A 22,426-nucleotide genomic window follows, 5' to 3' on the forward strand; every position below is an offset into this window, starting at 1 on the left:
CTCGCCCCCGAAATAGCCCACCCCATACCTGAGGCGCATCATTACACTACACGTCTGGCTGGCATTCTTCGCGGCATGCTGGGTCATCAGCCTGTCGCCTGGCGCTGGGGCGATCGCCTCGATGTCGAGCGGGCTGCAGCACGGTTTCTGGCGCGGCTACTGGAACACCTTGGGCTTGCAGCTGGGCCTCATTGCCCAGATCGCAATCATCGCCGCGGGCGTCGGCGCTGTGCTGGCCGCCTCGGCCACCGCCTTTACCTTGATCAAATGGTTCGGCGTGCTCTATCTCCTTTACCTGGCCGTCAAGCAATGGCGGGCGTTGCCCCATGACCTGAGCGCCGATGCGTCGGTGAAGGCGGCGGGCAGGCCGCTGACGCTGGTTGGTCGCGGGTTTCTGGTCAACATCAGCAATCCCAAGGCGCTGGTGTTCATGCTGGCGATCCTGCCGCAGTTCATCGATCCCCAGGCGCCGTTATTGGCGCAGTACCTGACCATTGGCGTGACCATGGTGGCGGTGGATTCGGTGGTGATGGCGGGTTACACCGGGTTGGCGTCCAAGGTCCTGCGTTTGCTGCGCACGCCTCGCCAGCAGCAACGCATGAACCGCACCTTTGCAGGGCTGTTCATCGCCGCAGCGACCTTTCTCGCCACTCTGCGCCGAGTGCCCGTCTAGGGCTGCATCTGGCTGTAATGCTCGACCATGAAGTCGACGAACGCGCGGACCTTGCCCGGCAGGTGTCGGGCATGAGGGTAAAGCACGTGATAGTGGCGATCGCCCAAGGTGTACTGGGGCAATACCCGGATCAACCGTCCCTCGCGCAGATCGGCCTTGACCGTGGCAAAGGTGAAGGCGGCAATGCCTGCGCCGGCGAGTGCGGCTGCGTATAGCGAGGTAATGGTGTCGGCGCGCAGGCCATTGCCGGGGCGAGTCGGTTGGGGCATGGCGTTATCGCTGTGCAGTTGCCAGTCGCTGCCACCTGAATGACCGAGCAGGCGGTGTGCCGGCAGCGCAGCACTGTCGAGTGGTGTGCCATGGCTCTGCAGATAGTGCGGCGACGCCACCAATACCATTGGCGAGACGTCCAGCAAGCGTGACACCAGCGAGGTGTCTGCCAATGGACCGCTGATGCGCAAAGCCACATCGAAGCCCTCGGCCACTAGATCGACAAAGCGATCGGCGCACGACAGTTCCAGCTGGATCTGTGGATAACGTTGCTCGAAGGCCGGCAGCCATTGCCCCAGCTCCAGAGTGCCGACCACCAGCGGCAGGCTGACTTTGAGCCGCCCGCTGGGCTGCTGATGGTCGTTGCACAGGGCGGCAGCGGCATCGACTCGCTCGAGGATATCGACGCAAGCCGCGTAATAATCCTGGCCTGCTGCAGTCAGGCTCAGCTGCCGAGTCGTACGATTGACCAACCGCACACCCAGTTCGGCCTCCAGCTGTTGCAGATGCCTTGAGACGGAAGAGTGGGTGGTATCCAGGCGTTCGGCGGCCGCGGAGAAGCCCTGTGCTTCGACGAGGCTGCAGAATACGCGCATGGCGTGCAGTTGGTTCATGGTGGGCTCAGCGTATCGGCAGGTTGAGGATCTGGGAAGTGGTCAAGATATCGCCAAAGGTGTCTTCCACGCTCGCCAAGGCTGCGCGATGCAGGCTGTCCTTGTCGATAGCCTCGCCGTTGAAGCGGGTGATGGCGCGGGTGGCGGAGGCGTCGGACGCTACTACCACCTTGTAGCCCAGCGGCTCGGCATCGCGCGCGGCGGCGGCGACGCACGCATGGGTCATCAGGCCGGCGACGATCACGGTGTCGATGTTGGCGGCTTTGAGGCGCTTGTCCAGATCGGTGCTGGCGAACACGCTCACTGTATTTTTCTGCAGGACTTGGTCATGGCTGCGCGGTTGCATCTGCGGATGGAACTTGACCGATTCGCCGTCGATGGCGAACACCGGTGCGCCGGCTGGAGCGACGTGCTGGATGTGGTAGACCGGGATTTCACTGCGATCGGCGTACTCGATCAGTTGGCGGGTATTGGCCAAGGCAGCATCGCCATCAGGGATGGGCATGCGCCCGGTGAAGTACTCGTTCTGGAAGTCGATGACCAGCAGGGCGGTCTTGCCGCGGTCCAGATGTTCGAGCGGGGTAGCACCAAACATGGCGCGGATGGTCGGCTGTTCGTTGGCCAGCGCGCTGCTGGCGGCCACGGCGGACAGGACACAGGCACTGAGGAGTCGGCGGGTGAATCGGAACATGGTGGCAAGCCTCTTATGGATGGGAAGAGGCTTGAATCCTAGGGGGCGGTGGCGTGCTGGAACACAGCGCAAGCGTTACAGGATTTGTGCATGAAGTGCACAAGTAGTGGGCTACTCCGCTTTCTGCGTTTTTGCTTCTAGTTCTTTGCGTGCCACCCGCGCGGCCTTGAACCGGCGGCTTACCCACAGCAGCACACCCAGCAGAATCAGGCCACCGAGGACCCACAACTCGTATTTCTTGACGTTGCCCAATATGCCTTCGAGCAGCGCGCCGAAGTGATAGGCAGCCAGACCGAGGGCGGCCGACCAGATCAGAGCCCCCAGGCCGTTGAGCAGCAGATAGCGCCGCGGCGGATAGCCGGACAGGCCGATAGCGACCGGCATCACGGTTCGCAGCCCATAGACGAAGCGGAACCCCAACACCCACAGGTCGGGGTGGCGGCGGATGTGGTCCAGTGCGCGGTCGCCCATGGTCTGCCAGCGTGGCTTGCGCGCCAGCAACTTGCGGCCATGACGCCTGCCGAGGAAATACCACAGCTGATCACCCGCATAGCTGCCAAGAAAGGCAACCAGCATGACCATCTTGATGTCCATGTATCCACGGAAGGCCAGAAACCCGGCGAGCACCAATACGGTTTCGCCTTCGAAGAAGGTCCCCAGGAACAGTGCGAGGTAGCCGAACTCTTGCAGGAAATGTTGGAGCATTATCTGGATGCTGGCGAAATGAACGCGCAGCCTAACCCTTCAGGACGATTCGTGAAAGTGTCGAAATGTGTCTTGGCGTTAACAAGTTCTACAACCCCTATGGCAAACGTCCTACAAACAGGGGTGACTTGGGGCTGTAACCAGACCGTCATATTGACGGCCTATAACGTTAACGCCGGCCCGCCCGAGCGGGGTTCCCGCTGCCCGAGGCTCTGGCTGGGGGCGTTGCCGGGTATCGATGATCGGGATATCCGCAGCGGGCGCGATGATCAGTCGCGCCCTCACGGCGGCGCAGCAGCACTATCTGGCAGCCGACGGCTGGCACCGCTGCCGGTCGCTCAGACGAGGGTGTTATCCTTGACCCTCACTGCATTCACACCGCGCAGGCGTAGACAGTCTCTTCATCTTTTCTTCTGTCCGCGCCGCTCAACTGACAAGAGGGCAATAATGATGCCCTTCGGGAATGCCCAATGAACAACGAGACACTCACCGAGACCGCCATGAAAGACGCCCAGCCGATCACCACGGCCGAGGTCCATGAGGTTCCTGTCGAGCACTTAGAGGCTGCAGCGCCCCCTATGGATGTTCCTGTTCCGATTCCTGCGCCGCCGCCGCCCCCGGTCATCGCTATCCCCAGCCTTGACGACAGCAGCCTGTACATCCATCGCGAGCTGTCCCAGCTGCAGTTCAATATTCGGGTTCTCGAGCAGGCACTGGACGAATCCTATCCACTGCTGGAGCGCCTGAAGTTTCTGCTGATCTTCTCCAGCAACCTCGACGAGTTCTTCGAGATCCGCGTGGCGGGGCTCAAGAAGCAGATCACCTTCGCCCGTGAACAGGCCGGTGCCGATGGCCTGCAACCGCATCAGGCGCTGGCGCGCATCAGCGAGCTGGTGCATGGGCATGTCGATCGCCAGTACGCGATCCTCAACGACATCCTGCTGCCTGAGCTCGAAAAGCATCAGGTGCGTTTCATTCGTCGTCGCCACTGGACGGCCAAGCTCAAGGCCTGGGTGCGCCGCTATTTCCGCGACGAGATCGCGCCGATCATCACGCCTATCGGCCTTGACCCGACGCATCCGTTCCCGTTGCTGGTAAACAAGAGCCTGAACTTCATCGTCGAGCTCGAAGGTGTCGACGCCTTCGGCCGCGATTCCGGGCTGGCGATCATTCCGGCACCGCGGCTGTTGCCACGGGTGATCAAGGTGCCGGAAGAGGTCGGCGGCCCGGGCGACAACTTCGTCTTCCTGTCTTCGATGATCCATGCCCACGCCGACGATCTGTTCCAGGGCATGAAGGTCAAGGGCTGCTATCAGTTCCGCCTGACCCGTAACGCCGACCTGGCGGTCGATACCGAGGACGTCGAAGACCTGGCCCGCGCTCTGCGTGGCGAGCTGTTCTCGCGCCGCTATGGCGATGCCGTGCGCCTCGAAGTGGCGGACACCTGCCCCAAGCAGCTCTCGGACTACCTGCTCAAGCAGTTCAGCCTGGCCGAAAGCGAGCTGTATCAGGTCAACGGCCCGGTCAACCTGACGCGGCTGTTCAGCATCACCGGCCTCGACAGCCATCCGGAGCTGCAATACAAACCCTTCACCCCGGCGATTCCGAAGCTGCTGCAAAACAGCGAGAACATCTTCAGCGTGATCAGCAAGCAGGACATCCTGCTGCTGCACCCATTCGAATCCTTCACGCCGGTGGTCGACCTGCTGCGCCAGGCCGCCAAGGACCCACACGTGCTGGCCGTGCGCCAGACGCTGTACCGCAGCGGTGCCAACTCCGAGATCGTCGACGCGCTGGTCGATGCTGCGCGCAACGGCAAGGAAGTGACCGCGGTGATCGAGCTGCGGGCGCGCTTCGATGAAGAATCCAACCTGCAGATGGCCAGCCGCCTGCAGGCTGCCGGCGCGGTGGTGATCTACGGCGTGGTGGGCTACAAGACCCACGCCAAGATGATGCTCATCTTGCGCCGCGAGGGCAGCGAGATCGTCCGCTACGCGCATATGGGCACCGGCAACTATCACGCCGGCAACGCGCGGTTGTACACCGACTACAGCCTGCTGACATCGGATGATGCGCTGTGCGAGGACGTTGGCAAGCTGTTCAGCCAGTTGATCGGCATGGGCAAGACCCTGCGCATGAAAAAACTCCTGCACGCGCCCTTCACCTTGAAGAAAGGCATGCTCGACATGATCGCCCGGGAGACGCAGTTCGCTCTGGATGGCAAGCCGGCGCACATCATCGCCAAGTTCAACTCGCTGACCGATCCGAAGATCATCCGCGCGCTGTACAAGGCCAGTCAGTCAGGGGTGAAGATCGATCTGGTCGTGCGCGGCATGTGCTGTCTGCGTCCGGGGATCGCCGGTGTGTCGCACAACATCCATGTGCGCTCGATCATCGGTCGCTTCCTGGAGCACACGCGGGTGTTCTACTTTCTCAATGGTGGCGAAGAGCAGATGTTCCTGTCCAGCGCCGACTGGATGGAGCGCAACCTCGATAAACGCGTCGAGACCTGCTTCCCGGTGGAAGGCCGCAAGTTGATCGTGCGGGTCAAGAAGGAGCTCGAAGCCTACCTGACCGACAACACCCATTCGTGGCTCCTGCAGGCCGACGGCAGCTATCTGCGCAGCACGCCGACCGGCAACCAGAATGCCCGTAGCGCCCAGGACACCTTGCTTGAGCGCCTGAGCAACCCGATCCTGCCGGTCCGCTGAGTCAACTGTGGGAGCAAGGCTTGCCCGCGAAGGCGTCCCCAGCAGCACCCAAGGTTGAGGGTGCTGCCAAGGGCCCCTTCGCGAGCAAGCTTTGCTCCCGCAGGGGCCTGGCGCTTCAGTGAACGCTGAGGATGATGCCGACTCTGGCCAGCCACTGGGCTTCCTGCTCGAAGTCGGCCTGGGTCAGCTGGTTGTTTTCCAGCCAGCCGTCCGGGAACACCACATCCAGATGATTGCCCGCAGCCTGCAACATGACCTGGGGCATTTCCTGAGTGCCACGAATGTGGTGGAACAGGATGGCGAAGCGCAGCAGCACGCACAGACGGATCAGTTTGTCGCCGTTCTCGCCAAAGTCCGCGAACTTGTCCTTGGGGATGTTGCGCCGGTGCCCGCGTACCAGCAGGGCGAGCATTTGCTGGTCTTCACGAGAGAAGCCTGACAGGTCCGAGTGCTCGATCAGGTAGGCGCCATGCTTGTGGTAGTGATAGTGGGCGATGTCCAGGCCGATTTCGTGGACCTTGGCGGCCCAGCTCAGCAAATCCCGCCACATCTCGTCGTCCAGGTCCCACGCCGCTGCGACTTGCTCCAGCGCGTGCAGGGCCTTGCGTTCGACGCGTTCGGCCTGATCGAGGTCGACATGGTAGCGGTCCATCAGCGAGCTGAGGGTGCGCTCACGCACGTCTTCGTGATGATGACGGCCCAGCAGGTCGTAGAGCACGCCCTCGCGCAAGGCGCCTTCACAGTGGTCCATGCGCTGCAGGCTCAAGGCATCGAAGATCGCTTCGAGGATCGCCAGGCCGGCCGGGAAGATCGAGCGGCGATCGGGCTTGATCCCGTCGAAGTCGATTTTCTCGATGTCTCCCAGTTTGAACAGCTTGCGTTTAAGCCACGCCAGCCCCTCGGCATTGACCTCGCCAGAGCCCTGGCCGTTAGCCTTGAGCGCCAGACCGATGGCGCGAACGGTGCCCGAGGAGCCGATGGCTTCGTCCCAGCCGATGCGATGCAGCGCGTTTTCGATGCCCATGATCTCGAGGCGCGCAGCGGTGTAAGCCTGGGCGTAGCGGGCCGGGGTGATCTTGCCGTCCTTGAAGTAGCGTTGGGTGTAACTCACGCACCCCATCTGCAGGCTCTCGCGCAGCAGCGGCTCGAAACGCTGGCCAATGATGAATTCGGTACTGCCGCCCCCGATGTCGGCCACCAGGCGCTTGCCCGGAGTATCGGCGAGGGTGTGGGAAACGCCCAGATAGATCAGGCGCGCTTCTTCGCGCCCGGAGATGACTTCGACTGGGTGGCCGAGGATGCCTTCGGCGCGGCGGATGAATTCGCCACGGTTGCGCGCTTCACGCAGGGCGTTGGTGCCGACGATACGCACGGCGCCCAAGGGCAGGCCGTTGATCAGCTGTGCGAACCGCTTGAGGCAATCGAGGCCGCGTTGCATCGATTCTTCGCTGAGCTTGCGCTCGTCGTCGATGCCCGCAGCCAGTTGCACCTTTTCGCCGAGGCGCTCGAGGATGCGGATTTCGCCGGAATCCGCCTTGGCCACCACCATGTGAAAGCTGTTGGAGCCCAGGTCGATAGCGGCGATCAAGGACAGGTGCTTGGCTTTACTGTGCGGCATGGTCGGAAGGTCTCGGTCGATAACCCCGTCATCGTGCCACGATCCTACCGTGGCGCCAACGACTGTCCGTACCAAGCCCTTATTGCTGGCCGATAAACGCTGCGAGTTCCGGGGTTTGGGGGTTGGCGAAAAGAATTTTCGGGTCGCCGACTTCGTGGACCTTGCCCTGGTGCATGAACACCAGCTTGTCGCCCACTTCACGTGCGAAGCGCATTTCGTGGGTGACCATGATGAGGGTCATGCCTTCGGTGGCGAGCTTGCGCACCACGGCGAGCACTTCATTGACCAGCTCCGGGTCGAGCGCCGAAGTGATTTCGTCGCACAGCAACACCTTGGGTGACATCGCCAAGGCGCGGGCGATGGCGACACGTTGCTGCTGGCCGCCGGACAGGCGATCAGGGAAGGCGTCGAATTTTTCCGCCAGACCCACGCGCTGGAGCATCTCCTTGGCCAGCTCGCGAGCCTTGGCCTTGGGCACCTTCTGCACTACCTGCGGGGCGAGCATGACGTTTTCGCCCACGCTCAGGTGCGGGAACAGATTGAACTGCTGGAAGATCATCCCGACCTTCTGGCGCAAGGTGCGTAAATCGGCGCGGGCGGCGTCGAGGTATTCGCCATCGACTTCGATGACCCCGTCGTTGATCGACTCCAGGCCGTTGAGGGTGCGCAGCAAGGTGCTCTTGCCCGAGCCGCTGCGGCCGATGATCGTCACCACCTGGCCCTCTTCGACGCTCAGGTCGATGCCCTTGAGCACGTGGTGGTCGCCGTAGTATTTGTGCAGGGCGGAAATTCTAAGCAGAGGCATGCAGTCTCCTTTCCAGATAGCGCGCGCTGAGGGACAGGGGGTAGCAGATAATGAAATAGCCAACGGCAACCAGCCCGTAGACCAGGAAGGGTTCGAACGTGGCGTTGGCGAGCATGCCGCCCGTCTTGGTCAGTTCGGTGAAGCCGATGATCGAGGTCACCGCAGTGCCTTTGACCACTTGCACCGAGAAACCCACGGTAGGCGCCACCGCGATGCGCAGGGCCTGGGGCAGCACCACGTAGCGCAGTTGTTCATAGCGGGTCATGGCCAGGCTCGCCGAGGCTTCCCATTGGCCGTTGTTGACCGACTCGACACAGCCGCGCCAGATCTCCGCCAGATAGGCGCTGGTGAACAGCGTCAGGGCCAGCGCGGCGGACGCCCAGGGCGATATGTCGATCCCCATCAGGCCGACGCCGAAGAACACCAGGAACAGCTGCATCAGCAGCGGAGTGCCCTGGAACAGATCGATGTAGGTGCGTGCCAGGTTGCGCCCCAGGCGGCTCTTGGAAATGCGTACGACCATCACCAGCAAGCCGATGACGCTGCCGCCGATAAAAGCCACCAGCGACAGCGCGAAGGTCCATTGCAGGCCGGTGAGCAGGTTGCGCACGATGTCCCACAGGGTGAAGTCCATCAGCTGTTCCTCGCGATGAAGCGCCGACCCACCCAGTTCAGCAGGATGCGGATCAGCAAGGCCATGACCAGATAGATGGCGGTGGTCAGCAGATACGTCTCGAAGGCGCGGAAGTTGCGCGACTGGATGAAGTTGGCGGCGAAGCTGAGCTCCTGGGTGGCAATCTGCGAGCAGACGGCCGAGCCGAGCATGACGATGATGATCTGGCTGGTGAGGGCAGGCCAGACCTTGCCCAGCGCCGGCAGCAGGACCACATGGCGAAAGGCTTCGGCGCGGCTCATGGCCAGCGCCGCAGCGGCTTCCAGCTGGCCACGCGGGACGGCCTGGATGCCGGCGCGGATGATCTCGGTGCTGTAGGCGCCCAGGTTGATCACCATGGCCAGCACGGCGGCCTGCCATTCGGTGATGCGGATGCCCAGCGACGGCAGGCCGAAGAAGATGAAAAACAGCTGCACCAGGAACGGCGTATTGCGGATCAGCTCGACGTAGACGCCGAAAATCCCCGAGAACGGCTTGATCTTCCACGCCCGAACCACGCCGCCGAGGATCCCCAGGCCAACCCCGAACAGCGTCCCGATTGCGGTCAGTTCAAGGGTGAACAGCGCGCCACGCAGGAGCTGATCGCTGTGCTGCAAGACCGGGGTGAAGTCGAATTTGTACGCCATGGATGGCCCTCGTCAGGTCGCGGTCGATCAGAGATCTGCAGGAAATGGCTGTTTGAGCCAAGTCTGGGAAATCTTGTCGAGGCTGCCGTCGGCCTTGGCGGCATTGAGGATTTCGTTGACGCGAGCGAGCAGCTCCGGCTCGTTCTTGTTGAGGCCGACGAATGTCGGCGAATCCTTGAGTTTGATTTTCAAAGCAGGAATACGCTTGGGATTGCGCTCGGTGATCGCCACCATGACCACGTTGCCACTGGCGATCAGATCGGTCTGGCCGGCCAGGTAGGCGGCGATGGTCGAATTGTTGTCTTCGAAGCGCTTGATGATCGGGCCGTCTGCACCTTCAGGAGCGGCCTTGCTCAGCTCGATATCTTCGACGGCGCCGCGGGTGACGCTGATGGTCTTGCCCTTAAGGTCGGCGAGGGTCGTGATCGGCTCGTCGGGCGGGCCGAATACCGCGAGGTAAAACGGCGCATAAGGGCGGGAGAAGTCGATGACCTGCTCGCGCTCGGCATTCTTGCCCAGGCTGGAAATCACCAGATCGACCTTGCCGGTGGTCAGATACGGAATGCGGTTGGTGCTGTTGACCGGGGTCAGTTCGAGCTTGACGCCCAGCTTGTCGGCGAGCAGTTGTGCGGTGTCGATGTCCAGGCCGCGAGGTTTCATGTCCGGTCCGACCGAACCGAATGGCGGGAAATCCTGGGGCACGGCGACCTTGAGGGTACCGCGCTGGGTGATGTCCTGCAGGCCGTCGGCGTGGGCGGGCGCCTGGGCCAGCATCAGGCTGGCGAACAAGGCGCCGAGGAGGGTGGTGCAGCGCTTGTACAGGCGACTTTCCATGGGCGGAGCTCCGGGTGGCGAATTCAATGGCATCGATAAGACGATCTGGTCTGGCGGTTTGCACAGCTCATGCCAGATCGCTCGCGGGCAGCGTCGGGTCGGGGTTCAAACGGTGCTTGGTCTTACTGGTCTGACCAGTTGAGCTTTGTAGGTGAGCTTTATCGCACCGTTTTCGGGCAGTGAATCCGGGCCCTGAACCCTATCAGGGCATCGCTTGCAGTGTGGCGGTAATAGTTTTAAAAGGGTTTTTTCGCACTCGCCCACCCCTGCAGAAATGTGATGAATTCGATCAGTCGCGCCGTCCCGGAAGTCGCCCTGCTGGGCATTCGCAGCCTTATTGCCGAGCATGGCTATGGGCCGGGCGACGTGTTGCCTTCGCAACGCGATCTTGCACTGCAATTGGGCGTCAGCCGCGCGTCGCTGCGTGAGGCACTGTCATCGTTGAGCGCCCTGGGCGTGATCAGCGTGCAGCCCGGCAAGGGCGTGTTCATTCGCGCGCCGCTCGAAACTGCGCCAACGGGCGAGGGGCTGAACTGGCCTTTTGCGGCGCAGGCGGCGCCAGCGGAGATATTCCAGCTGCGTTATGCGCTGGAAGGATTTGCCGCGGGCTTGGCGGCGGTGCTGCTCACTGCCGATGAACTTGATGCCCTGGAAGACAACGTGCGTTCGATGCGTGAACAGTTGCGCAATGGCGATTTCGATGCCGCCGCGCAGCTGGATTTCGATTTTCACCGGCGCATTCTGGTCGCCAGCGGCAATCACGCCATGGCAGGAATCCTCACAGCCAGCGCCGATATCTTCCTGGAAAGCCAGAAACTGCCCTTCATCCGTACCGAGCGCGCCATGGAAACCTGGCATGAACACCGCAAGATTCTTCGCGCCCTGGCCCGCCATTCCTCGGCTTCGGCGCAGAAAACCATGCATGAACATGTGCGCAGCGCTGCCCTGCGAACGGGCATCGCATTCGTCACGCCCTAGGGGCGATTGCTTCACTAATGCAACCCCATAGCAATAAGCAATCGACTGTGGCTTCCTGTAATAGAATGGTCCAGCTATGATAGGCCACGTTTTTAGCTTACGAACTGGAGATTTTCCATGAGCAGCGACCTGATCAAGCATGTATCCGATGCCAGCTTCGAGGCTGATGTAATCAACGCCCAAGGCCCTGTATTGGTTGATTACTGGGCAGAATGGTGCGGCCCTTGCAAAATGATTGCACCCGTACTGGACGAAATCGCCGGCACGTATCAAGGCAAATTGACCGTTGCCAAGCTGAACATCGACGAAAACCCCGAAACCCCCATCAAGCATTTCGTGCGCGGTATCCCGACACTGATGCTGTTCAAGGATGGAGAAGTGGCTGCTACCAAGGTTGGCGCGCTGTCCAAGTCGCAACTGGCTGCATTCCTCGACGCGAACATCTGATCCGATGCTGGCGTTGTGAAGGCCCCGCTTGATGCGGGGTTTTTTGTGGGCGCCGACTAGACGTCCCCAAACTCAAGTGGTACATTCGGCCTCGCATTGGTTTCTCCTCTGCCCCCTGCAAGCCGTCGCCGACGCATTCCTACTCGAACAGTACGCGATCCTGTCGCCTTCTCTGCGGCGCGGCCTCATTAAGCCCAAAGCTTAATTTCTCCCTCCAAACATGATTACGTCATTCCCTTATGAACCTGACTGAACTCAAGCAAAAGCCGATTACCGATCTGCTCGAAATGGCCGAACAGATGGGCATAGAAAATATGGCCCGTTCGCGCAAGCAGGATGTGATTTTCTCCCTGTTGAAAAAACATGCCAAAAGCGGCGAGGAAATCTCCGGTGATGGCGTGCTGGAGATTCTCCAGGACGGCTTCGGCTTCCTCCGTTCGGCTGACGCTTCTTACCTCGCTGGCCCCGATGATATCTATGTCTCGCCCAGCCAGATTCGTCGCTTCAACCTGCGCACCGGTGACACCATCGTTGGCAAGATCCGCCCTCCGAAGGAAGGCGAGCGTTACTTCGCCCTGTTGAAAGTCGACACGATCAACTTCGACCGTCCAGAAAACGCGAAGAACAAGATCCTGTTCGAGAACCTTACGCCGCTGTTCCCGACCATCCGCATGAAGATGGAAGCCGGCAACGGTTCCACCGAAGACCTCACCGGTCGCGTGATCGACCTGTGCGCTCCGATCGGCAAGGGCCAGCGTGGCCTGATCGTCGCTCCGCCAAAAGCGGGCAAGACCATCATGCTGCAGAACATCGCCGCCAACATCACGCGTAACAATCCGGAAGTCCATCTGATCGTGCTGCTGATCGACGAGCGTCCAGAGGAAGTGACCGAGATGCAGCGCACCGTGCGCGGCGAAGTGGTTGCCTCGACCTTCGACGAACCACCGACCCGTCACGTGCAAGTGGCCGAGATGGTCATCGAAAAGGCCAAGCGCCTGGTCGAGCACAAGAAGGACGTAGTCATCCTGCTGGACTCCATCACGCGTCTGGCTCGCGCCTACAACACCGTGATCCCGAGTTCTGGCAAGGTGCTGACGGGTGGTGTCGACGCCCATGCGCTCGAGAAGCCAAAGCGCTTCTTTGGTGCCGCGCGTAACATCGAGGAAGGCGGTTCGCTGACCATCATCGCTACCGCGCTGGTCGAAACCGGTTCGAAGATGGACGAAGTGATCTACGAAGAGTTCAAGGGTACCGGCAACATGGAGCTGCCCCTGGACCGCAAGATCGCCGAGAAGCGCGTCTTCCCGGCCATCAACATCAACCGCTCCGGCACCCGCCGCGAAGAGTTGCTGACCGCCGACGACGAGCTGCAGCGCATGTGGATCCTGCGCAAGCTGCTGCACCCGATGGACGAAGTTGCCGCCATCGAGTTCCTGATCGACAAGCTCAAGCAGACCAAGACCAACGACGAGTTCTTCTTGTCGATGAAGCGCAAGTAACGCGTTTGCCGCTTCATGAGAAAACGCCCCGAAAGGGGCGTTTTTTTTGCGTTCGTACGGGATTGTATCTGGAACCATATTCTCGGTCATGTAAACTTCCGCGCTCGATTCAGGCCTCGCGCGGTGCTGTATGGCGCACACGCCAGTATTCAACGGGTGTGCGGTTGATGCGGAGTTAAGACAGTTGTGTCCCGACCTCTATCGCCGACGAGCCTTTGTAATGGTTTGTATCCGATAGGATAAGGAGTGTCATGCACACGTTTGGTAATCGTCGAGACATAGACGGGATGCGGGCCCTGGCCGTCATCCCAGTGGTGCTGTTCCATTTTGGCTTTAGCGCGTTCAGTGGTGGTTTCGTCGGTGTCGATGTTTTCTTCGTCATTTCAGGCTTCTTGATCACTGGCATCCTGTTTCGAGAAATAAACGCACAGCGCTTCAGTTTCCTGGATTTCTGGGGCCGCCGTGCTCGGCGGATCCTGCCAGCACTGAGTGTGGTACTACTGGTGACGCTAGCCCTGGGCTGGCTGCTGCTGACGCCTAAGGATTACTCCGAACTGGGCAGGGCGACGCGTTACCAGGCGCTGTTCATTTCAAATCTCCTGTACATGCGCCAGGACGGCTACTTCGAGCCAGCATCGGACCTCAAACCCTTGCTGCATACATGGTCGTTGGCCGTCGAAGAGCAGTACTACATCTTCTTTCCATTACTCATGATGGTGCTGATGCGCTATCTGCGACATTGGCGCTGGGTGTTGTTTGCGGTGTTGCTAGTCTCGTTCGGATTGAATGTCGGGCATATCGATCGCAAGCCCGAGGTCGCGTTCTTCTCACTGCCGGCGCGCGCCTGGGAACTGTTGTGCGGCGCAATGCTGGCCGTCTTGCCGGCATCGAAAAGCGCTGTCAGGCCCTGGATTTACCAGGTGGCTGGGTTGGCTGGGTTGGCGGCTGTCCTGGTGGCGGTATTCACTTTCGATGCGTCGACGAAATTTCCCGGGTGGGCCGCGTTGCTGCCGGTACTCGGTGCGACTGCACTGATCTGGTCCGGGGCGCAGGGCTCGACATGGGTCGGGCAACTGCTGAGTACGCGCGTGATGGTCTGGATCGGCTTGCTCTCCTATTCCCTGTACCTGTGGCACTGGCCGGTCTATGTCTATGCCAACGCCATCTCTGCCGATGGCATTCAGCCGCTTGAGGCCGCTGCCTGGATAGCATTGGCGTTAGGACTGGCATGGGTAAGCCTGCGTTTCGTCGAACTGCCCTTTCGCGAAAAGCGCGTGTTGGCCGGCCGCAATGCCCTGCTGGTCGGTGCCCTGGTGGCAATTGTGGTACTGGCGGCGATGGGTGCAGTAGTTCGATCTCAAGAGGGATTTCCCCAGCGGCTCTCTGCCAAGGAAATGGAGTACGCCCAATCCAGGGATTGGAATGCGGGACAGGAAGACTGCATGGTGTTGAGCTTCAACGATACGCATCTGGACAAAGCCTGTCTGGCGGGCAAGGGCCAACAGGGCCCGGCGACGCTGCTGTTCTGGGGCGATAGCCATGCCGCGGCATTGTGGCCGGCGATTCAGGCCACGGCCAAAAGCCAGGGCCGGCAGATATGGCTCTACAGTATGAGCGCCTGTCCGCCGATCTTGAGCTCGGCCCCGCGTGAGCGGTGCACGTCTTTCAACGAGCGAACCATGAAGCGGGTGGTCGAGTTGGGGATCAAGCAAGTCGTATTAGCCTCCAACTGGGGGTATTACATGTACAGCTTCGAGGGCGCCGATAAGAGGATGATGCTTAGCCCTCACGACACCAAGCAGCAGGCAGAGCAGCGCCTGGCGGCCGGAGTGACAGCACGTGTCGCGGCGTTGCGCCAGGCAGGCGTGGAGGTCTGGCTATTCAAGCAGGTGCCGCTGCAGCGCAAAGGCGCCGTCGAACGACTGACCAGTCTGGCCAGAATAGGGCGTTCACCCGAAGGGCTGGGGCGTTCGCTTGACGAGCATCTGGCGCGTGATCGCTTCATCAATACGTTGTTCGACTCCCTGAGTGCGGCTGACCCAGGCGTGCGTATCATCGATCCGACATCACTGATGTGCCCTGACAAGATATGTAATATCGAGGCCGACGGGCACCTGCTCTACAAGGACGTAGATCATCTCTCTGACTTCGGAGGTGCTCGAATGAGCCCGCTTTTCGCTCCGTTGGCGCACGGTGCTCAGTAGGATTGAGGACGGCCACGCGCTCACAGTGCTGCAGTTTGGCCCTCAGAACGGGTAGGATGTACACCTATTTTGGGGGTGGCGTCTTTAATGAAATTCAAGGATCTGCGGGATTTCGTGCAGCAACTCGAGCAGCGTGGCGAGTTGAAACGTATTCAGGTACCGATTTCTCCGATACTGGAAATGACCGAGATATGCGACCGGACGCTACGCGCCAAAGGGCCCGCGTTGCTGTTCGAGAACCCTGTGGGGCATACCATTCCCGTGCTCGGCAACCTGTTCGGCACTCCGGGGCGGGTGGCGTTGGGCATGGGCGCCGAGGACGTCTCGGAGCTGCGTGAAATCGGCAAGCTGCTGGCCTTCCTCAAGGAACCGGAGCCGCCCAAGGGGCTCAAGGATGCCTGGTCGAAGTTGCCGATCTTCAAGAAGATCATCGCCATGGCGCCCAAGGTGGTCAAGGATGCGCCCTGTCAGGAAGTGGTCCTCGAAGGCGACGATGTCGACCTCGGCATGTTGCCCGTGCAGCATTGCTGGCCTGGTGACGTCGCGCCGCTGATCACCTGGGGGCTGACGGTGACGCGCGGGCCCAACAAGGAACGCCAGAACCTGGGCATCTATCGCCAGCAAGTCATTGGCCGTAACAAAGTGATCATGCGCTGGTTGAGCCACCGTGGCGGTGCGCTGGACTATCGCGAGTGGTGTGAAAAACATCCGGGCCGGCCATTCCCGGTGTCGGTCGCGCTGGGCGCCGACCCGGCGACTATCCTCGGTGCCGTAACGCCGGTGCCTGACAGCCTTTCCGAATATGCCTTTGCGGGCCTGTTGCGGGGCAATCGTACCGAGCTGATCAAGTGCCGTGGCAACGATTTGCAAGTGCCTGCCAGTGCCGAGATCGTCCTCGAGGGTGTGATCCATCCGGGTGAAATGGCACCCGAAGGCCCGTACGGCGACCACACCGGTTACTACAACGAAGTCGACAGCTTCCCGGTGTTCACCGTCGAGCGCATCACCCACCGGATCAAGCCGATCTACCACAGCACCTACACGGGCCGGCCGCCGGATGAGCCGGCGATCCTCGGCGTGGCCCTGAACGAAGTGTTCGTACCGATCCTGCAGAAGCAGTTTCCGGAGATCACCGACTTCTACCTGCCACCCGAAGGCTGCTCTTATCGCATGGCCATTGTCACGATGAAGAAGCAGTACCCTGGCCATGCCAAGCGGGTAATGCTGGGTGTCTGGTCGTTTTTGCGACAGTTCATGTACACCAAGTTCGTTATCGTCACCGATGACGACATCAACGCGCGGGACTGGAACGACGTGATCTGGGCCATCACCACGCGCATGGATCCAAAACGCGACACCGTGATGATCGATAACACCCCCATCGACTATCTGGATTTCGCCTCGCCGGTGTCCGGTCTTGGCTCGAAGATGGGCCTGGATGCCACTAATAAATGGCCGGGCGAGACCACGCGTGAATGGGGTCGGGTCATCGTCAAGGATGAAGCGGTCACTCGCCGCGTCGACGAACTCTGGAATCAACTGGGAATAGACTGATGCGCGTGACTTTGCAGCCTTGCGGCGCGGTGCTCGACACCTTGCCCGCCGAGCCAATTCTGGCAGCGGCCCAGCGCCTGGGTTACGAGTGCCCGAACAGCTGCCGCAACGGTAATTGCCACGTTTGTTCGGCGTTGCTGGTTGAGGGGCGGGTGCAGCAAGAGGGAGAAGTGCGTGTACAGGGTGAAATCTACACCTGCGTTGCCGAGCCCCTGGAAGATTGCGTCGTTCTGTGGGATGGCGTTCTTGCCTTGGGTGAGTTACCGGTTCGCAGTTTCGCTTGCCAGCTGAGCGAATGCGTGGCGGTGGGCGGGGATGTCTGGCGGGTGCGTTTGCTGGCGCCAGCCGGCAAGCCGCCGCGCTACCATGCTGGCCAATACCTGATGCTCGAGCGCGACAATGGCGAGCGTTCGGCGTTTTCCTTGGCGTCGGCGCCCCATACCGGGCGTCAGCTGGAACTGCACGTATTGGTGCGCGAAGACAGTGCGCGCAACCTGATCGCCCAGTTGCAACGCAACAACGGCGCGCGTCTGCAATTGCCGTTCGGTGATGCGCATCTGGCCGAATTGCCTGACGCACCGCTGGTATTGATTGCCGCAGGCACCGGGATGGCGCAAATGCACAGCCTGATCGAGCATTGCCGAGCAAAGGGTTTTGCTCATCCGGTGCACCTGTACTGGGGCGTGCGGCGGCCCGAAGACTTCTACGAAATCGAGCACTGGCAGGCATGGCAACAGTTGCCCAACTTGTTCTTGCACAAGGTGGTCAGCGATCTTTGCGGCTGGGAAGGGCGGTGCGGCCTGTTGCATGAAGCCGTGTGCGAGGACATTGCCGATCTTTCCCAGGCTCACGTGTATGCCAGCGGTTCACCGGCGATGATCTACGCCACGCTCGACGCACTGGTGGCGGCGGGGATGGACGCGCATCAGATGCGTGCGGATGCGTTTGCCTACGCGCCGCGGTCCTGAATCATGACAGGGCGCGCTGTGGTACCGGATGTATATGAATTTGTATATTTTTATTTACGAATGCCTGAGAGCACTCCCTGCAATAGAGCAACTTTTGATACCTTGCACTTATTCAGGGCTTTATAACAAATTTTAAAACGGATAGTTATAACCAAGACTAAGGGCTTGTTTTTCTGTGGGTATCTGCCGTACGGTAGTCATCAGTACCCTGTCATCGGTTAGAGTAAGTTGTCCTTTCAACTCACGGGGATATCAGGCGTCTGCTTATGTCCGCTATTGAAACTGCACATTTGAACGCGATCTATCCGCCCAGCCTCGATCTGGGGCCGCAACTGACTGATGAGCAGTTGGCGCACTCTCTCGACTCCACCATGGAGCTGCACAAAGGTGGGCCAGTCTGGCTGTTCGCGTACGGCTCGTTGATCTGGCGCCCCGAGTGCGCGGCCGTCGAGCGCCGGCGCGCGCGGATCCATGGCTATCATCGTGGCCTCTACCTGTGGTCTCACGAACACCGCGGCACCCCAGAGCAGCCCGGCCTGGTTTTTGGCCTGGACCGCGGCGGCTCCTGCAGCGGTTTCGCCTTTCGCCTGCCGGAGGAGCATCTGCGTGATTCGCTGGTTGCCCTGTGGAGGCGCGAGATGCCTTATCCCTCCTATCGCCCGCACTGGCTCAATTGCCGCCTCGACGATGGCAGCAAGGTGCAGGCGTTGGGCTTCGTACTCGAGCGTCATCTGCCCAGCTATGCCGGCAACCTGCCGGATAATCTGCTGATGCAGATACTTGCCAATGCCAGTGGGCGCTTCGGCACTACCCGCGAGTATGTCGAGCAGACCATCAGCGCCTTGCGCACGCACGCCATGCCGGACCGCAATCTGGAGGCGCGTATCAAGCGCTGCCATTGCTCGTCCGCCGCCGAACGGATTCAGGTCACTGGCCTGGACGTACCGCGCCTTTAAGGCATCAAACCTGCCCTATACCTTTCCTGCTGGCTGCCGATAACTCTGGCATCGAGGGGTATAGCGCTCCTTCTCATCGACACCACCGCCCGATTTTGATTTGGGTATCGGGGTGTTTATGCTGTGTTCATTTTGCGAGGAGCGAAACATTGAAAGCGTTGATCCTGATGTTGCTGGCGTTGTCCGCGCCAATGGCCGCCATGGCCAATGAAGAGGCCAAGGAAGGCGCCGGGCCTGTCGTCACCTATTACTCGCTGACCCCGCCACTGGTGGGCAATTATTCGCTGGACGGCGGGCCGAAACTGCACGTCTACAAGGCTGATATCGCCCTGAAAGTCACCGGTGCCGAAGCGCTGGCGGCGGTCAAGCACCACGAGCCGCTGATTCGCAACAAGCTGGTGCAGTTGTTCACTCAGCAGACCGTGGATTCGATGAGCAAGTCCGACTCCAAGGAAGCCCTGCGTCAGGAAGCGTTGAAGGAGACCCAGCAGGTGCTCAACGACGAAGAAGGCAAGCCGATAGTTGAAGACCTGCTGTTCAATAACTTGATCGTCCAGTAGTAACGGTCAACGCAACAAACCGAGGACGGCGGCCCACTGCTCGGGTGTAACCGCCATCACCGACAGGCGGCTGCCTTTTTGCACCAGGGCCAGCTCCGCCAGTGCGCTCTGCAATTTCAGGGTGCCGAGGGCGATGACCTTGGGGAAGGTCTGGACGTGGCCGACATCGATCGCGCTCCACGGGTTTTTCTCCGGGCTGGCTTTAGGGTCGTGATAGTGGCTTGCTGGGTCCAGCGCCGTCGGGTCGGGGTACGCCTCGCTGTCGATGCGGGCGACGCCGGCAATTCCGGGTTCGGGGCAGCTTGAGTGGTAGAAGAAGAACTGATCGCCGGCGGCCATGCTGCGGATGAAGTTGCGCGCCTGGTAGTTGCGTACGCCATCCCAGCGGGCATGGCCCAGGCGCTCAAGATCGGTGATGGAGAGCTCGTCGGGCTCGGATTTCATCAGCCAGTAGGCCATGACAGTTCCTCGAAATGTTCGTCTCAGATCATTATTACAGGATTACAATTTACCGACAGCCGGTATCGCGCCACCATTTGCGCGATGAGGCGGGTTGTCGCAGAATGCGCCAACTTTTGATTCAGACACTGCCGTCCGGCCATTGACTACTACATCCGGCGACAGGATTTTTCATATTCATTTTTGGGGGTTGTAGATGCGTCGCAAGCCGGATTTGTTGTGGGTGTTGGTTGCGTTGTTGGGTCTGGGTATCGTGACTACCGGTTATGCGCAGAGTTTCTGGGATCGCAAGGCCGATGAGCCGGCGCCTGTGGTTGCACCCTTGCAGCATCGCTGAGTCTACCGGCCTCTTCGCGGGCAAGCCCCGCTCCCACAGTCGTACACCTGTAGGAGCAAGGCTTGCCCGCGAAGGGGCCCTTGAAATCTACCCCTTCTGCGCCAGATACCATCCCTTGTCTGTCAGCGTACCCTGCAACGGCACGTCCCAGCTGGCCTGGGATAGCTTCTCCACTTTCTGACATTCGTGAGCCAGCCCCAACAGCACCGGCTTGTGCCAGGCGCTGCGCCGGCCTCTGTACGCGAGGCTGCGGTCATAGAATCCACCGCCCATGCCCAGGCGTCCGCCGGCTTCATCGAAGCCCACCAGCGGCAGCAGGACCAAGTCCAGCGCCCACACTTTTCGCTGTTTTGCGCGATCGATGTGCGGCTCTGCGATGCCGAAGCGATTAGGGCGCAGTTTTTCCCCCGGCAGCACTCGTTGGAACACCATCCGTGTTCGTGGCCAGTCATTGAGCACCGGCAGATAGGTGTGCTTGCCGCGACGCTGTGCCGCACGCAATAACAGCCGTGGATCGATTTCGGCGTCGTTGGGCAGATACAAAGATACGTGACGGCTGCGGCGAAACAGTGGGTGCTGGGCTAGTTGGCGGTACAGATCGAGTGCCGCCCGACGCTGCTGCACAGGCGTCAGGGCGCGGCGTGCATCACGCAATTGGCGACGCAGTTGCACACGCGTAAGGGGCGCGGAAGAAGTCATCGGGATAAGTGTCCTAAGGCGCAAGGGCTGCGGCAGGCGGACCGGGCAACCCCCGCCGGAGCCAACAAGGGCAGGGGTTTGAAGAAAGGTGCTCCCCGACGAACCGCTGTCGGTGTAGCCCTTGAACCCGAAAGTTCAAGGTGGAGATTACAGGAGGCCTTAAGGCTTTCCGTCGAGCGGACATGCACACCGGCCCCACGTGCAACCCCCGTGGTTGTGCGTATCGGCTCAGGGACATGACCGACTGGCAAGCACTCCAGGGAACGGTTGCCAGTATACCCCAAAGCGAGCGCGGAATCAGCCCTTGGGTGCGTCGGCATCGCTGGCCAACGCCAGATCGACACGGTCGAGCAGGTCGCGAACCTGCTCGCGAGTCGAGCCGTCGGCGGCTGCAGGCGCATCCTGGCGGTGCAGCAGATCATGGGTGATATTCAGCGCGGCCATCACCGCAATACGGTCGGCGCCGATGACTTTGCCGCTGCTGCGAATCTCGCGCATCTTGCCATCCAGGTAGCGCGCCGCGCCCACCAGATTGCTGCGTTCTTCCTGTGGGCAAATGATCGAATACTCTTTGTCGAGGATCTGCACGGTGACGCTATTGCTTGAACTCATGAGTCTTGCTCCAGGGCCTTGAGGCGCGAAATCATCGATTCAACCTTGCGCCGGGCGATTTCATTTTTTTCGATCAGATGCGCGCGCTCCTCGCGCCAGGATTTTTCCTGAGCTAGTAGGAGTCCGTTTTGCTGTTTTAGTTGCTCGACTCGATCGATCAATCGTTCAAGTCTGTCCATCAGGAGGTTCAGGTCGGTTTGTTCCATGGGGCTGTTCGATTCGGTCCTGGAGGATGAAATATGGTCCGAATGCGGGTGGACCTGGAGGCTTGTAATAGTCGGCGGCGGCGTCGATGGTCTTGGCGTGCCTGCCGGTGCTAGGATACAAGGCCTTCATTCTAGACATTGCGCCGCTTGGCGCCTAGTTATCATGCCTATACAGAATTCCCCGTATCACGCTTTTGCCGCATTGCTCAACACTGGCGACCATCCGGTATCGCCCGCCGAACTGCATGGCCTGCTGCTCGGCCGCAGTTGCGGTGGCGCCGGTTTCGACAACGACACCTGGATCGCCGATGCTGCCGACCTGCTGGGTGGCGAGCCCCAGGACAACATCCGCCAGGCGCTGATCGGTCTGCAAGAGATGGTCAAGGGCGAGCTCACCAGCGACGACATGACCGTGGTGCTGCTGTTGCCGAGTGATGACACGGCCCTCAAGGAGCGCGCCGAGGCCTTGGGCCAGTGGTGCCAGGGCTTCCTCACCGGCTTCGGTATCGCTGCGGGCGACACTGCTTTGAGCACCGATGCCATGGAAGTGCTGCAGGATCTGACCGCCATCGCTCAAGTCCAGGATGCCCTCGAGGAATCCGATGACGGCGAGAACGACTACATGGAAGTCATGGAGTACCTGCGCGTCGCGCCATTGCTGCTGTTCACTGAGCTGAACAAGCCGGCGGCGCCGGTCGCCAAGCCAACGCAGCACTGATCCAGACTT

The 22,426-nt window shown here is 60.6% G+C and carries 24 protein-coding genes and 1 other RNA gene; 12 read left to right on the forward strand and 13 right to left on the reverse strand.

The window, feature by feature from the left end:
• Positions 1-40: 40 nt before the first annotated feature.
• Positions 41-673: a LysE family transporter gene (locus tag REH34_RS16765; RefSeq protein ID WP_226504039.1), complete on the forward strand. Its 633-nt coding sequence runs from the start codon at positions 41-43 to the stop codon at positions 671-673.
• Here the strand turns inward: REH34_RS16765 and REH34_RS16770 are convergent.
• The 3 genes from REH34_RS16770 to REH34_RS16780 form a co-directional block, all read right to left on the reverse strand.
• Complete coding sequence (locus REH34_RS16770; protein WP_311968511.1) at positions 670-1,557, reverse strand: LysR family transcriptional regulator; 888 nt, start codon at positions 1,555-1,557, stop codon at positions 670-672. The genes REH34_RS16765 and REH34_RS16770 overlap by 4 nt on opposite strands.
• A gap of 7 nt (positions 1,558-1,564) precedes the next feature.
• A complete protein-coding gene (locus REH34_RS16775) occupies positions 1,565-2,248 on the reverse strand; it encodes an isochorismatase family protein (protein ID WP_311968512.1) in 684 nt (227 codons plus the stop codon).
• Between the two features lie 111 nt (positions 2,249-2,359).
• Entirely contained in the window at positions 2,360-2,956 is a 597-nt protein-coding gene (locus REH34_RS16780) for a DedA family protein (protein ID WP_226504448.1), read from the reverse strand.
• 467 nt (positions 2,957-3,423) lie between these two features.
• Here REH34_RS16780 and ppk1 point away from each other — a divergent pair, with 467 nt between their 5' ends.
• Positions 3,424-5,664, forward strand: coding sequence for a polyphosphate kinase 1 (ppk1, locus tag REH34_RS16785; RefSeq protein ID WP_226504042.1), 2,241 nt, complete (start codon positions 3,424-3,426; stop codon positions 5,662-5,664).
• Positions 5,665-5,779: 115 nt separating this feature from the next.
• Here the strand turns inward: ppk1 and ppx are convergent, their stop codons facing one another.
• The 5 genes from ppx to REH34_RS16810 form a co-directional block, all read right to left on the reverse strand.
• Positions 5,780-7,282 carry an exopolyphosphatase gene (ppx, locus tag REH34_RS16790; protein ID WP_226504043.1) on the reverse strand — a complete coding sequence of 501 codons (1,503 nt, stop codon included), beginning with the start codon at positions 7,280-7,282 and terminating at the stop codon, positions 5,780-5,782.
• Positions 7,283-7,361: 79 nt separating this feature from the next.
• Positions 7,362-8,087 (reverse strand): amino acid ABC transporter ATP-binding protein, encoded by a 726-nt coding sequence (locus tag REH34_RS16795; RefSeq protein WP_311968513.1) that lies wholly within the window; start codon positions 8,085-8,087, stop codon positions 7,362-7,364.
• Positions 8,074-8,724 carry an amino acid ABC transporter permease gene (locus REH34_RS16800; protein ID WP_226504449.1) on the reverse strand — a complete coding sequence of 217 codons (651 nt, stop codon included), beginning with the start codon at positions 8,722-8,724 and terminating at the stop codon, positions 8,074-8,076. The genes REH34_RS16795 and REH34_RS16800 overlap by 14 nt, the downstream gene beginning before the upstream one ends.
• On the reverse strand, positions 8,721-9,386 hold the full coding sequence (locus REH34_RS16805; protein WP_311968514.1) for an amino acid ABC transporter permease: 666 nt from the start codon (positions 9,384-9,386) through the stop codon (positions 8,721-8,723). Before REH34_RS16805 ends, REH34_RS16800 begins: the two co-directional genes overlap by 4 nt.
• A 27-nt stretch (positions 9,387-9,413) precedes the next feature.
• Positions 9,414-10,220: a transporter substrate-binding domain-containing protein gene (locus tag REH34_RS16810; protein WP_409373146.1), complete on the reverse strand. Its 807-nt coding sequence runs from the start codon at positions 10,218-10,220 to the stop codon at positions 9,414-9,416.
• Between the two features lie 279 nt (positions 10,221-10,499).
• On the opposite strand from REH34_RS16810, the gene REH34_RS16815 reads away from it, so the two are divergent.
• The 8 genes from REH34_RS16815 to REH34_RS16850 all read left to right on the forward strand — a co-directional run bounded on the left by REH34_RS16815 (position 10,500) and on the right by REH34_RS16850 (position 19,386).
• Positions 10,500-11,198 carry a FadR/GntR family transcriptional regulator gene (locus REH34_RS16815; protein ID WP_311968515.1) on the forward strand — a complete coding sequence of 233 codons (699 nt, stop codon included), beginning with the start codon at positions 10,500-10,502 and terminating at the stop codon, positions 11,196-11,198.
• Positions 11,199-11,315: 117 nt separating this feature from the next.
• Complete coding sequence (gene trxA / locus REH34_RS16820) at positions 11,316-11,645, forward strand: thioredoxin TrxA (protein ID WP_311968516.1); 330 nt, start codon at positions 11,316-11,318, stop codon at positions 11,643-11,645.
• 239 nt (positions 11,646-11,884) lie between these two features.
• Positions 11,885-13,144, forward strand: coding sequence for a transcription termination factor Rho (rho, locus tag REH34_RS16825; RefSeq protein ID WP_226504048.1), 1,260 nt, complete (start codon positions 11,885-11,887; stop codon positions 13,142-13,144).
• 251 nt (positions 13,145-13,395) lie between these two features.
• Positions 13,396-15,348 (forward strand): acyltransferase family protein, encoded by a 1,953-nt coding sequence (locus tag REH34_RS16830; RefSeq protein ID WP_311968517.1) that lies wholly within the window; start codon positions 13,396-13,398, stop codon positions 15,346-15,348.
• A gap of 87 nt (positions 15,349-15,435) precedes the next feature.
• Positions 15,436-16,902, forward strand: coding sequence for a 4-hydroxy-3-polyprenylbenzoate decarboxylase (ubiD, locus tag REH34_RS16835; RefSeq protein WP_226504050.1), 1,467 nt, complete (start codon positions 15,436-15,438; stop codon positions 16,900-16,902).
• Positions 16,902-17,870 (forward strand): CDP-6-deoxy-delta-3,4-glucoseen reductase, encoded by a 969-nt coding sequence (locus tag REH34_RS16840; protein WP_226504051.1) that lies wholly within the window; start codon positions 16,902-16,904, stop codon positions 17,868-17,870. Before ubiD ends, REH34_RS16840 begins: the two co-directional genes overlap by 1 nt.
• Before the next feature lie 266 nt (positions 17,871-18,136).
• Entirely contained in the window at positions 18,137-18,826 is a 690-nt protein-coding gene (locus tag REH34_RS16845) for a gamma-glutamylcyclotransferase (RefSeq protein WP_311968518.1), read from the forward strand.
• A 149-nt stretch (positions 18,827-18,975) separates the two neighbouring features.
• Positions 18,976-19,386 (forward strand): flagellar basal body-associated protein FliL, encoded by a 411-nt coding sequence (locus REH34_RS16850; protein WP_311968519.1) that lies wholly within the window; start codon positions 18,976-18,978, stop codon positions 19,384-19,386.
• Positions 19,387-19,392: 6 nt separating this feature from the next.
• On the opposite strand, the gene REH34_RS16855 is transcribed toward REH34_RS16850, so the two are convergent.
• Positions 19,393-19,845, reverse strand: coding sequence for an EVE domain-containing protein (locus REH34_RS16855; protein ID WP_311968520.1), 453 nt, complete (start codon positions 19,843-19,845; stop codon positions 19,393-19,395).
• A 196-nt stretch (positions 19,846-20,041) separates the two neighbouring features.
• Between REH34_RS16855 and REH34_RS16860 the strand changes: the two genes are divergently transcribed.
• On the forward strand, positions 20,042-20,182 hold the full coding sequence (locus REH34_RS16860; protein ID WP_226504055.1) for a hypothetical protein: 141 nt from the start codon (positions 20,042-20,044) through the stop codon (positions 20,180-20,182).
• 87 nt (positions 20,183-20,269) lie between these two features.
• Here the strand turns inward: REH34_RS16860 and REH34_RS16865 are convergent, their stop codons facing one another.
• The 4 genes from REH34_RS16865 to REH34_RS16880 form a co-directional block, all read right to left on the reverse strand.
• Entirely contained in the window at positions 20,270-20,881 is a 612-nt protein-coding gene (locus tag REH34_RS16865) for a 5-formyltetrahydrofolate cyclo-ligase (protein WP_311968521.1), read from the reverse strand.
• Positions 20,882-20,969: 88 nt separating this feature from the next.
• Positions 20,970-21,147, reverse strand: a non-coding RNA gene (gene ssrS, locus REH34_RS16870) — 6S RNA.
• 31 nt (positions 21,148-21,178) lie between these two features.
• Positions 21,179-21,493, reverse strand: coding sequence for a cell division protein ZapA (locus REH34_RS16875; protein WP_226504057.1), 315 nt, complete (start codon positions 21,491-21,493; stop codon positions 21,179-21,181).
• A complete protein-coding gene (locus tag REH34_RS16880) occupies positions 21,490-21,699 on the reverse strand; it encodes a TIGR02449 family protein (RefSeq protein ID WP_226504058.1) in 210 nt (69 codons plus the stop codon). The genes REH34_RS16875 and REH34_RS16880 overlap by 4 nt, the downstream gene beginning before the upstream one ends.
• Positions 21,700-21,862: 163 nt before the next feature.
• Here REH34_RS16880 and REH34_RS16885 point away from each other — a divergent pair, with 163 nt between their 5' ends.
• Positions 21,863-22,417: a YecA family protein gene (locus tag REH34_RS16885; RefSeq protein WP_311968522.1), complete on the forward strand. Its 555-nt coding sequence runs from the start codon at positions 21,863-21,865 to the stop codon at positions 22,415-22,417.
• Positions 22,418-22,426: the final 9 nt, after the last annotated feature.

Source organism: Pseudomonas baltica, assembly GCF_031880315.1.
Classification (GTDB): Bacteria; Pseudomonadota; Gammaproteobacteria; order Pseudomonadales; family Pseudomonadaceae; genus Aquipseudomonas.